At 29.3% G+C, this 12,634-nt stretch carries 11 protein-coding genes; 2 read left to right on the forward strand and 9 right to left on the reverse strand.

The window, feature by feature from the left end:
* Positions 1–175 precede the first annotated feature (175 nt).
* The 7 genes from rho to ypeB form a co-directional block, all read right to left on the reverse strand.
* The gene (gene rho, locus CUEA01_RS14130; RefSeq protein WP_234122335.1) at positions 176–1,666 is read right to left on the reverse strand and encodes a transcription termination factor Rho; all 1,491 of its coding nucleotides are present in this window, start codon (positions 1,664–1,666) and stop codon (positions 176–178) included.
* Positions 1,667–1,979: 313 nt separating this feature from the next.
* A complete protein-coding gene (locus tag CUEA01_RS14135; protein ID WP_234122336.1) occupies positions 1,980–2,321 on the reverse strand; it encodes a hypothetical protein in 342 nt (113 codons plus the stop codon).
* A 250-nt stretch (positions 2,322–2,571) separates the two neighbouring features.
* The gene (locus CUEA01_RS14140; protein WP_234122337.1) at positions 2,572–4,182 is read right to left on the reverse strand and encodes a CTP synthase; all 1,611 of its coding nucleotides are present in this window, start codon (positions 4,180–4,182) and stop codon (positions 2,572–2,574) included.
* A gap of 209 nt (positions 4,183–4,391) precedes the next feature.
* Entirely contained in the window at positions 4,392–4,676 is a 285-nt protein-coding gene (locus tag CUEA01_RS14145; protein ID WP_234122338.1) for a ribose-5-phosphate isomerase, read from the reverse strand.
* A gap of 743 nt (positions 4,677–5,419) precedes the next feature.
* On the reverse strand, positions 5,420–5,842 hold the full coding sequence (locus CUEA01_RS14150; RefSeq protein WP_234122339.1) for a DUF1934 domain-containing protein: 423 nt from the start codon (positions 5,840–5,842) through the stop codon (positions 5,420–5,422).
* Between the two features lie 12 nt (positions 5,843–5,854).
* Positions 5,855–6,886 (reverse strand): D-alanine--D-alanine ligase family protein, encoded by a 1,032-nt coding sequence (locus CUEA01_RS14155; RefSeq protein WP_234122340.1) that lies wholly within the window; start codon positions 6,884–6,886, stop codon positions 5,855–5,857.
* A gap of 379 nt (positions 6,887–7,265) precedes the next feature.
* Positions 7,266–8,633, reverse strand: coding sequence for a germination protein YpeB (ypeB, locus tag CUEA01_RS14160; protein WP_234122341.1), 1,368 nt, complete (start codon positions 8,631–8,633; stop codon positions 7,266–7,268).
* Between the two features lie 299 nt (positions 8,634–8,932).
* Here ypeB and CUEA01_RS14165 point away from each other — a divergent pair, with 299 nt between their 5' ends.
* Entirely contained in the window at positions 8,933–10,084 is a 1,152-nt protein-coding gene (locus CUEA01_RS14165) for an MGDG synthase family glycosyltransferase (protein ID WP_234122342.1), read from the forward strand.
* On the opposite strand, the gene spoIIR is transcribed toward CUEA01_RS14165, so the two are convergent.
* On the reverse strand, positions 10,081–10,752 hold the full coding sequence (gene spoIIR, locus CUEA01_RS14170) for a stage II sporulation protein R (RefSeq protein ID WP_234122343.1): 672 nt from the start codon (positions 10,750–10,752) through the stop codon (positions 10,081–10,083). The genes CUEA01_RS14165 and spoIIR overlap by 4 nt on opposite strands.
* A gap of 346 nt (positions 10,753–11,098) precedes the next feature.
* On the opposite strand from spoIIR, the gene CUEA01_RS14175 reads away from it, so the two are divergent.
* Entirely contained in the window at positions 11,099–11,515 is a 417-nt protein-coding gene (locus CUEA01_RS14175; RefSeq protein ID WP_234122344.1) for a LysM peptidoglycan-binding domain-containing protein, read from the forward strand.
* Positions 11,516–11,702: 187 nt separating this feature from the next.
* Here CUEA01_RS14175 and ispE read toward each other — a convergent pair whose 3' ends face one another.
* Entirely contained in the window at positions 11,703–12,545 is an 843-nt protein-coding gene (gene ispE, locus CUEA01_RS14180) for a 4-(cytidine 5'-diphospho)-2-C-methyl-D-erythritol kinase (protein WP_234122345.1), read from the reverse strand.
* Between the last annotated feature and the right edge of the window lie 89 nt (positions 12,546–12,634).

The following is a 12,634-nucleotide window of genomic DNA, read 5'->3' on the forward strand; positions in this document are numbered from 1 at the left end:
TTTTTAACAGCGATAAAAAAGCGGAGTCAATCTACCTTATGTGATGCTTCGCTTTTTTATTTTGCTATGCTTTAAATAAGTTTTGATTCTCACACTTATTCAAAGCATAGCCTTTTATTTTTTTAATTTGTTTTATAATAAAAAAGTTTTTAGCTCAACGTAATTTTTTTACCATTTAGCGTCCTCCGCTTAGACTTCCTTTATTAATTACATCTACAAGTTCTTTATTATTTTTCGTATCATTCAACATATTTATTAATTTTTCAGTAACTTCTTGAACATTGTTTTCAGTATATAAAACTTTTCTTATTTTAAATGAAGCATCTAATTCTTCTTGAGAGAAAAGTTCATCTTCTTTTCTAGTTCCTGACTTATAAATATCAACAGCTGGGAATATTCTTCTTTCTTGTAGCTTCCTATCCAAGTGAACCTCCATATTTCCAGTTCCCTTAAATTCTTCAAAAATCATATCATCCATTCTGCTTCCAGTGTCAACAAGTGCAGTTGCAAGTATTGTAAGGCTTCCACCTTCTTCAATGTTTCTTGCAGCTCCAAAAAATTTCTTTGGCATTATTAAAGCTCCTGGATCAAGTCCACCTGAAAGGGTTCTACCTGTTGGTGTTATTGTAAGATTATACGCTCTTGCAAGCCTTGTTATACTATCTAAAAGTATAACAACATCTTGACCTTGTTCAACCATTCTTTTTGCTCTTTCTAAAACCATATATGCAACTTTAGTGTGGTGCTCTGGCTCTTCATCAAATGTAGAATATATAACCTCACCATTTATACTTCTTTGCATATCAGTTACTTCTTCTGGTCTCTCATCTATCAAAACAACAATTAACTTTATCTCCTTATGATTTGCAGTTAAACTTTGAGCAACTGTTTTTAAAAGTGTCGTTTTTCCAGCCTTAGGTGGTGCGACAATAAGTCCTCTTTGACCTTTACCGATAGGACATATTAAATCCATAAGCCTTGTTGCTAATTCTTTATCGTTCTTTTCTAATTTTAACCTTTGATTTGGATAAATTGGAGTTAGTTTTTCAAAAGGAGTTCTTCCAACTGCCTTATCTGGATATTCTCCATTTACCTTTTGAACATATAAAAGAGCTTTAAATTTTTCGCCTTCTTTAGGTATTCTAACCTTACCTTGAACTTCATCTCCAGTTTTTAAATTAAACCTTCTAATTTGGGATGGTGAAACATATATATCATCTTGGCTTGTTAAGTAGTTTTTTCCTCTTAAAAAGCCAAAATTATTATTTTCAACAAGCTCTAAAACTCCCTTTGCAGAATCAGATTCATCGACCATTTCCCTAAATTTTTCTTGTTTTTCTTCCTTATCATTAACGCTGTTATTAGAATTATTTCTAGAAATATTTTGATTTTCGTGCACAGTGTCACTTACAGGCCTAGCTTCTGCTCTTTTATCATTGCTTTCTATTTTATCCATATTTTTTTCACCTAAATTATTAGAATCTTTCTTTGGGCTTATTTTTTCTTTAAGTACAACCCCATCCTTTTCAATACTTTTAGGTGAATTTCCCCTTATCAATTCAATTAATTCATTTTTTTTATATTTATAAGAATTCTTAATTCCTATATTTTTCGCCATTTCTTTTAATACAATAAGAGTCTTACTTTCCAAGTCATCATTAATCAAAAAAAAGACACCTCCAAAACAATATATTTTTATTTATTATAAATTTGAGAATTCTATGATGTTAGCAACAAGTTTTTCTATTAAAATAACATTTCAAAGGAATTTCGAAAAAAAGAAGAGATGCTAGATATATACGTAGTATACCTTATGTATTTATTTTATAAAACGTACTCATTTTTATTTTATCCTAAAGATTATCAGATTATTTTTAATAGTATTTAAATGATACTTCTAGATTTTAAACTTAAAATCTAAAAAAATCAAGCATTTTATTAATATTCACTTTCACAATACAGCAATATCTTACAATAAATCAAAATGCCGCGTACATACTTCCATTAATTTGATTGTATCTCTTTGTGATATTTTCAATTTTTTCCCTAGCTCCAATAAACACAACTGGCACCCCTAAAGTTTTGCAACCGCTTATTATCAATTCCTGTTTAAATAAATCAACAGCTTGATACGTAAAGCCATGCCATTTTTCACATATTGGACATTTAAAATTAACCATCAAACTTCCATCAACTAATTGGATATTAAAAAAATCAAATAAAAAATTCATATCTTTAATTTCAAAAATAGTAATATCTTTAATTTCATATTTTCCTATTTCATTTTTAAACGCAACACTAAATAGCGTATTTAATATCATATTTTCACCTCCATACTTTTTAACAACAAACTATAAAGTACAAAGTTCGATATTTTAAATATTCTATAAAATTAGTTAAAATCCTTTTTAATAAATTAAATTCATTAAAATTTATTGCATCAAAAATATTTCTCATGATTCTGCAACTATTTCAAAATTCTGTAGCAGCATTTTTTACAGCACAATGCAAAGCAAGAGTGTTTTGCTATTAATGTTGCAACACACTCTTACTTCACATTTTTTTATTTGTCTATTTTTCTTTATAATCACATGCAGCTTTAATAAAATCTCTAAAAAGAGGATGTGGTCTATTAGGTCTTGATTTAAATTCAGGATGAAATTGTACTGCAACAAACCATGGATGTTCTTTAATTTCAACTATTTCAACTAATCTCTCGTCAGGGCTTGTTCCTGCAAGTGTCATTCCATGTGCAATTATTTCTTTTCTATATTCATTATTGAATTCATATCTATGTCTATGTCTTTCATATATTACAGGCGCATTATATGCTTTTAAAGAATTAGTTTCTTCATTAAGCTTACATGCATATAATCCAAGTCTCATTGTACCGCCCTTTTCATCTATGTCCTTTTGCTCTGGCATTAAATCTATTACCGGATATTTTGTTTCTGGATTTATTTCAGAACTATGTGCCCCTTCATATCCAAGTACGTTCCTAGCAAATTCTATTACAGCACACTGCATTCCAAGGCATATTCCAAAGAATGGAACTTTATTTTCTCTTGCCCATCTTATAGCTTCTATTTTTCCTTCTATTCCTCTATCTCCAAATCCTCCTGGAACTAGTACTCCATCTACATCTTTTAAAATTTCATCCACATTTTCTCTTGTAACATCAACTGAATTTATCCATTTTACTTTAATTGATGCATTATTGGCAAATCCACCGTGATTTAAAGATTCAACAACTGAAATATAAGCGTCATGAAGTTCCACATATTTTCCAACTAAACCAATCGTAACTTCCTTAGATAAATTCTTTAAATTGTCCACCATCTTTATCCATTCAGAGTTATCCACTTCACCACAGTTTAATTTTAATTTACTGCAAACAATATCGTCTAATCCTTCTTTATGAAGCATTAAAGGTACTTCATATAAATTTTCAGCATCAAGATTTTGAATTACTGAATCACCATCTACATTACAGAACAAGCCAATTTTATTTCGTAAATCCTCTGAAAGTTCTTTCTCAGAACGGCATACTATCACATCAGGTTGGATTCCTATACTTCTTAATTCTTTTACTGAATGTTGAGTAGGTTTAGTTTTAACTTCACCTGCTTTATGCAAGTATGGTACCAATGTTACATGTATATAGCATGAATTTCCTTCCCCAACTTCATATTTTATCTGTCTTATTGCCTCAAGAAAAGGAAGTGACTCTATATCTCCTACTGTTCCACCTATTTCAGTTATAACAACATCAACATCTTTTTCTTTAGCTACTCTATAAACTCTCTCTTTTAATTCATTTGTTATATGAGGTATTACTTGAACAGTTCCACCTAAAAAGTCTCCTCTTCTCTCTTTAGTTAATACTGACCAATATACCTTACCAGTTGTAACATTACTGTTTTTACTTAAATTTTCATCTATAAATCTTTCATAATGTCCTAAATCCAAATCTGTTTCAGCGCCATCATCAGTTACAAACACTTCACCATGTTGATATGGGCTCATTGTACCTGGATCTACATTTATGTATGGATCAAACTTTTGAATTGACACCTTTAGTCCTCTATTTTTAAGCAACCTTCCAAGTGAAGCAGCTGTAATACCCTTACCTAATGATGATACAACTCCACCTGTAACAAAAATATACTTTGTTGTTTTCATTAAATTACCTCCCGAATAAAATTTATTTAAAATTTGCAAAAAATTGAAATTTATTTTTAAATGATATATTGACAACAATTCATTTAGAGCATATAATAGAAATTACCCTATAAAACTATAATGGTTTTTTATTGCCTCTCAACACATACATATCATTTTATCACATATATTTCTTTTTTGCTACTACTTTTATTTATTTTTTTTGCATTCTAAATTTTTCTTAATTCATCTTCTATCTCAAAGTACATTTCTCTAAAACTTTTATTAATTAAAAACATTTCTTGAGCTTTTTTATAGTTGTAGTTCAATGTTCGCTTATTAAACACAGGCTTTGTTTCCTGAAAATCATTAAAATTATATCCATACTTCCTTAAAAGTAAGCAAAATATATATTTGCAATTTTTATCTTTCAATAATTTATACAATTCACTTGTACTTATACCTTTATATTCACATAACAGTTTTATTATTCTTTCATACCTACTTCTAATCATCAGAAACCACCTCATTGTAATTATTGACATAGTTCCTTTATTTAAAACAAAGTACAGAGTACAAAGTATAAAGTACAAAGAAGGATGATTTTCTTACGCTTTGCTAGAGAAAATCTTATAACTTATTTTTGATTGCTTACGCAATCGCGTCATTGCTGTTGTTAGCGAAGCTAACAATAGCTAAGTTTAAGATTCACCTGACGTAAGTTTATTAATATACAAAGTTTTATTACACTACTTATTGAGAGTACTTCTACTAAGTTAAAGAACCTACATGGACTTACGCCCAAACCCCTAGTAAGTGTATCCTTCTTTGTACTCTGTACTTTGTACTTTGGCAAAAGGTTCGCAATATTTATTACTGAAATCATTAAATTTACTTTATTAAGTTGTTAAATAACAATTATATATTGTGAAACAAAGATGTAGTGGATTAATGAAAGAACCTTTGGCAGGTGTAGGAAAAAAATGATGTTAGGGAATAGTGGCGAAAAAATTTCTAAATAAAATTGTATAAAACTTAGTGGGAAATTTTTTAAAGCTTTAGAGCTTTAGATTGTCTGAGCTAATCTTTGCGAGTTATCGAAAGCTCTTAAGCTTTAAAAAATTTGCCGCTTAGTTTTATTAATTTTATTTAGGATTTTGAACTACTATTCACTAACATCATTTTTCTACACCTGCCAAAGGTTCTTTGATTTTGCACTACACTTTGCTTCTCATTATTTATTAATTACTCTGTCTAATTAGTTTTCTAGTACTTTAATTTCAATATTTAATTCTGTAGTTTGTCGTGCTTGTTTGGATATATTAAGGTCATATTTAATATAAACTTTACCGCCCTTATCATTAACATTTATATCTATAACTTTAGTATCTATTTCTAATTCAAAAGTACCGTATGGTGTATTGTACATAGAAAATGTCTTTTTGCCTTTTTTAAATTCCATTTTAGTACTTGTCGTACCCATTCTTACAATACAAAATTCTTCTGATTTAATTTTTAATGTTGTAGTAGTACCTTCCATTCCAGATATTTTAGTTTCTTTGTACATTGCATAATAGCAATTATTTTTTTCAAAAAATTCTCCAGGTGTTGTTACAGATATAGGTTCTTCATTATTTTCATTTTCATTACTAAAAACACTTATAATTGCTTTCTTTGACATAATTGCATTCTCCTAAGCATTATTTCTTTCAATAGCAAAGTCAATCAATTCGTCTATTAATTTAGTATATCCTTTATTTGATGCTTCCCATAACTTAGGATACATACTTATTTTTGTAAATCCAGGAATTGTATTTACTTCATTAAGATAGATGTCCAAACTATCCTTATCAACAAGAAAATCTACTCTTGCCATTCCTGCACAATCAAGTGCACTGTAAACTTTTATTGCCGTATTTCTAACTTCTTCAAGCTTCTCTTGTGTAAGATCTGCTGGTATTAAAAGTTTTGAAGCTGCATTTTCATATTTGGCTTCATAATCATAAAATTCTTTTGCTGGAACTATTTCACCTGGCACTGCTGCTTTAGGTAAATCATTTCCCAAAACTGCTACTTCTACTTCTCTAGCATTAATTGATTTCTCTACAAGTACTTTTCTATCATATTTTAGTGCTTCCGCTAATCCTTCTACTAGTTCCTTCCTATCATGGGCCTTTGTTATTCCCACAGATGATCCACTATTTGAAGGTTTAATAAACACTGCATACCCTAATTTTTCTTCAATAGTCTTTATTATTTCTTCTTGATTATTTTTATATTCACCAAGATTTACAACAACATAATCAGCTTGTTTAATGTTAAAGCATTGAAGTACATATTTTGTATAAACCTTGTCCATACATACTGATGACGATAATACTCCAGGTCCTACACAAGGTATTCCAATAATCTTACACATACCTTGAATTGTCCCATCCTCTCCATAAAGTCCATGAAGCACAGGAAATACTACATCAACTTCTTTATTAAATAAAACATCTTGACCTTTTGGATTTTTGTAAAACTCATCTTTTTCCCATTCACCATTTTCTATTTTATCTATACTTCCTTTATATTCAAACCATTCTCCACTTTTGGTTATTCCAATCGGATATAAATCATATTTAGCTGTATCTATATTTCTTAAAACAGATGCTGCTGACACCCTTGAAACTTCATGTTCTGTTGATTGTCCTCCAAATAGTATAGCTATCCTTTTTTTCATGCTTATTTATCTCTCCTTTAAAATTTTCTTATATGTAATAGTTTAGTTACTTATTCAGATTTTATCAACTATTATTTGAAAAAACTTAGAAATATGAAGCATTATTCAGAGTACGGAGTACAGAGTACAAAGTACAGTGAAGGATGATTTTCCGTAGCAAAGCTACAGAAAATCTTAAAACTTATTTTTTGATTGCTTAGGCAATCGTAGTATCAATGTTATTCAGCGAAGCTGACAACATATAAGTTTAAGATTTACCTGACACAAGGAAAGGTAAATCATCCTTAACTGTACTCTGTACTTTGTACTCTGAATAAAGGTTCGAAACAATTTTACATTGCATATAAACTATTACTAATATCCTTATTTCCCTCACTACCTAAATGCTTAGCTTACCATTTGGCGTATTTCTGATTTGCAGAATTCTTGTTTCATAACCTGTTTGAGAATCTATATATACTACAAAATCATCGCCTTTATAATTTCCAGTAAACTCATAGCATAAAACTTCCTTATTAGTTTCAGTTGGAACTATTGCCATTCTTGTACTTGTTATATTGAGCCTTTTACCAACTCGTTCTCTGGCTTTTGCAGCTGTAACTTTTGGTGTAGGTATTACTCTATTTGGATTATGAGACTTTAAATACTTCTCAGCTTCCATACCTACTACACTACCATCATCCATTGATACTTTTAATTTTATCATATCTGGATATATAAGCATATTATTGTTATTGTATACATAACTTATAACTGCCACATTATCATAATTCAACTCATAAGTTGGATACATATTTTTATATCCCATTTTATTCAAATACTTATTTCCTATTTGAGCCGCAGTATTTGTATCCATTGTTGGTTTGCTAGCTTTTCTGTTATCCAAAATATATAGCACATCACCGCCATTTTGTGTTATTTCACAACTTACCATAGAAACATTTTTATCTCTATTCTTCATTTGAACATTAAACATGTATGTAGGTATAGTAGTTTTTCCTTCCCCATTTTTCACTATTTTACTTATTCTATTTGAACCTATTGCATCAATAACTACCTTTTCTGCTTGTGCCTCTGTAACCTTTTTCTGTGAAAGTATTCTTGGTTTAATATTCATATTATTATCTGAAAAAGGTCCATCATATACTAGCGAAGGGTATTGTGCTACCTGTTTCTGTATTCCACTAAATTCATTAGAAATATTTGATGGACTATTTGAAGCTAATACGCCACTAACCTTTTTTCTAATTTCTCCCCATTTAACTTTTCCGTTATTTATATTATTTTGGACTGTTTTTAATTGATTTTCAAGATTAACTGCTTCTGATTTTAACTTTTCTATTTGAGCAACATCACTATCAGTCAATGTTTCTCCCTTAGAAATTTTATTTTGTAGAACATAAGAAAAATCGCCAAGTTGCGATAAGAACTTACTTGTACCTGCAAGTTGTTCTTGAGCGACTGGAAGAGAATTAAGTTTATCATTGGCTATTGTTGAATATCTAAATATTTCGTCAAATACAACTATATCCTGTTCCTTTGATCCAAGTATAGGTGCTTTAGATAAATTGCTTCCAATATTTTCTACAGCGGTTATAAGTTGATACATATTTTTGCTATATTCGGATTGGAGATAATTTCTATAGTCCATTCTCTCCAAAGTCATTAATATTGCAAATGTTGTAGTAAAAACAACTATAAGTGATACCGCTGCAGTATATGTAATTCTTTTTGTGCTGTCCTTCATAAAAAATTCACTCCCATATTTTTTAGTTATTAACTCAACTTTTATAGTTATAGTTTTCATTTTTTATTGAAATAATATACCCATATAATTAATTTAAAATAAATAATTTCAAAAAGTGTTTATAATTTATGTCATATTATATATAATTAAAGTACAGCAACATTTGTAAAGATAAATATTATTTGCTAATCTTCGTTACAAATTACCTTAATAAGCTTTATATAGTATCGCTTCTACGTACTTCTACCGAAGCTAAAAATATTTATCTTAAGACTAATAATTAAAGGGTGAATTTTATTATGAAAGTATTAATTCTTTCTGTATCTGCCGGCGGTGGTCACAGCCACGCTGCATTTGCTTTAAAAAATTATATAATGCAGTACGAACCGCATTCTGAAGTTAATATATTGGATACAATTAAATATATAAATCCATTTTTGGATAAAGTAATCATCGGAAGCTATTTAAAAACAATAAAAGTTTCTCCATCACTATTTGGTAAATTATATAAGTTTACTGAAAAAGATGACAATCTAGCTTCGCTAAGTAATAAATTAAATGAATTTATGGCTTACAAATTACTTCCACGAATTCAAGATTTAAATCCCGAAGTAATTGTATGCACACATCCTTTTCCTATGGAGATGGTTTCAATATTAAAAACAAAAAAAGATATTGACATTCCAATGGTCTGTATGCTTACAGATTATGCACCACACAGCTTTTGGATACGCCCAAAAGTTGATTCATATGTAGTTTCAAATTCAGATATGATAGAAGAAATGGTAGAGCGTGGTGTAAATAGAGATTGCATTCATGATGTAGGTATACCTATAGATCCTAATTTCACAAAAAAATTTGATCGCAATGAAACACTTAAGCACTTAAACTTAGATCCAAACAAAAAAACATTAATGATAATGGGCGGAAGTTTAGGTATGGGAAAAATAGCTAGTATCTATGGACAGCTTTCAACTTCAAATATAGATATACAATTAATAGTTATTGCCGGAAACAATAAAAAATTATATTCTAAACTAATAGAATTGCAAGCATCCGCTAAAGTAGAAACACGAATACTTGGATACACAAAAAATGTAAATAAATACATGCAGGCCTGTGATTTACTTCTTACCAAACCAGGTGGTCTAACAATAACAGAAGCATTATTTTGCCATACACCGCTTGCATTATTCAGCCCAATACCTGGTCAAGAAGAAAAAAATGAAGGATTTCTATTAAAACATAATCTTGCAGTAAGCTTAAATGATGGTTCAAATTGCACTGAAATAATAAGTAATTTAATAGAATACCCTTCTACACTTGAATCGATGAAAAATAATTGTGAAAAATTTTCCAAACCCTCTTGTGGAAAAGATATTTGTAATTTACTCTCATCATTAATAAAAAAAAATGAATCGGAGGTAAAAAGTGCAGATTTCAAACTCTAACGAAATTCTGCGCTTATTTTTTTCGCAAGGTTTTCTATTTCATCAACTAGTTTAAATCTTACTTTAATATTATTTTCTTTTTTTGCATTATCAACAACTTTAAACTCGTCCTTTGTAAGTACACTTTTCATTTCATCTCTTGTCTTTTCCTCTTCAATTTCGCCCTTTGTAATATCAGTAAAACATAAGGGTGGAAACATTACACACCACCAATTGTGCCCAGCAGCTTTGCCTATAAGTATCCTATATGCAGTATATTCGCCTTGCGGTAGAACAATATCACCATAGCTTTTTACAGGGAAATTAACTTCTGAAAACTCTGTTCTAACTCCATAATAATACTTATTAGCTTTAATCACCTTATTAGCTATATTGATTATATTACTATTATTCTTTAACAAAATATTTCTTGCTTCAGTTATATTTTTACAGCTTTTAAGTTTTGGCGCCATATATTCTATAACTTTATCTTTAACTTTTAACTTAAGTGCCTGATCCTCATCAGAGTCACTATTGGCAAGAATATGAAATCTTATTATTTTTTTAGCTATATCCTTTTGAACATCACTAGACTCTGCACTTCCTTTTGCTTGAGTTCTTATACACCTATCGCCTATTACTCCCCCCATTAATATTATAATTAAACAGATACACATTATTTTTTTCATTTTAATCATCAACCTCTCGTATAAATTAAAAGAACCACAATATAAACTTATTTTTGCTTGTCCATTAAATTATTATCGTTACTTTATATTGTTATTTATTTCCAATAATATTTTTTTTAATCACCTAATAAAGATAAAACACCTTGAAACTTAAAATTTATTTGTATTAAAATGCCGGCTTCTAAGCATTATGATGCACATGAATTTTAATAGTTGAACTGGTTTATCTATATTTATTTTTTATATTTTTTTATTTTGGCAATAATAACTAATATAAAGCAGAGTATAGTTCATGATGATTTTTCTCCGCTAATCTTTACTCTTAATAAGTGCGGGAGTGTTTTAAATGAAAAAAAACTTCTTTATAAACACATTTAATTCAATCACTAACAACAAAACTTCTGACGAGAAGAACACAATATTAGTTTCAATACTTGCAACTTCATTGTTGGAACTAGGAATAATATGCCAAATTATACAAAGCAAAAAAATAACTTTATCATATGTAATATTATTCATTCTTGTACTTGTCTTTTCGACATCACTTAATTTATCATTAAAACTTTATGAATTTATTTTATTAAAAAGGGTGGAATTTATTTTATACATAGTTAAGGACGGCGACACTCTATTTTCGCTTGCCGAAAAATATCTCCCAGAGTGTAATCCTTGGAAAACTGTAGAATTAATAAAAGAAAGAAATGCAATTAGTTCACAAATTTATTCAGGTGAAAAATTATTTATCCCAACAAAAAAATTGTAGAAGAAACTAATTCCTCTACAATTAAAATTAGGCATCTAAAAAAAAACAGCAAGTCCAAATTGAGAGATAGTTTTGTGTAGTACAAGGAACTGTAACACGTTAATACTGGTTGTCTTAACGTGTTATAGTGACGAAGTATTACGCAAAAATAGCTGAAAGTTGGACTTGTTACTTTCTTTAAGATGCCTTATATTGTTCTTGTTATAAATGTTTGAGAATAATCCTCTTTCATTTTTTCAAAACATTTTTGTGCACTTAAACTATCTTCAAAAAAAGCAAATATAGAAGGTCCGCTTCCACTCATCATAGTTCCAATGGCTCCAAATTTAATCATATTTCCCTTTACTTTTTCAAGCATAGGATTATTTTTTATCGTTACAGCTTCAAGAACATTACCCATATTTTCACATATAAATTTAATATTATCTTTTTCAATGGCGAGTATAAGCTCATCAGTATTTGGGTGTAGTTCATTGTTACAACTATCATATTCTTTATATACTTGTTTAGTTGAAACACCAAAATTAGGCTTAACAAGCACAATTATTTTATTTTTAAAGGCTTTTAACGGCTTTATTCTTTCACCTATTCCTTCACACAAAGCAGTTCCCCCATTTATTAAAAAAGGTACATCTGCTCCAACCTTAAGCGCCAAATTTTCAAGCTCTTCGTCACTTATAGTAGGTTTAAATATTGCCCTCATTCCTTTTAGTACAGCTGCACCATCTGAACTTCCGCCTCCAAGTCCAGCCGCTGTTGGTATATTCTTTTTTATTTCTATGCTAACGCCCTTATTTATTTTATATGTATCAATAAAAAGTTTAGCTGCTTTATAAGCTATATTTCTACTATCCGTTGGTATATATTTTTTATCACATTTTAATTCTATTCCATTTTCTATCTTATTTAAATCAATAACGTCATACAAATCTATACTTTGCATTATCATTCTAAGCAAATGGTACCCATCATCTCTTGTTCCTACAATGTCTAATGAAATATTTATTTTAGCATATGCTTTTAACTTCATTTTTCTTCCTCCAATACTGCATTTGTATATCAATTCATTATATCATTTTACATTGCATCATGCATCACAGTATTTAAACATTGCGAACA

Origin of the sequence: Clostridium hydrogenum (genome assembly GCF_021432385.1) — a bacterium.
Taxonomy (GTDB): domain Bacteria; phylum Bacillota; class Clostridia; order Clostridiales; family Clostridiaceae; genus Clostridium_S; species Clostridium_S hydrogenum.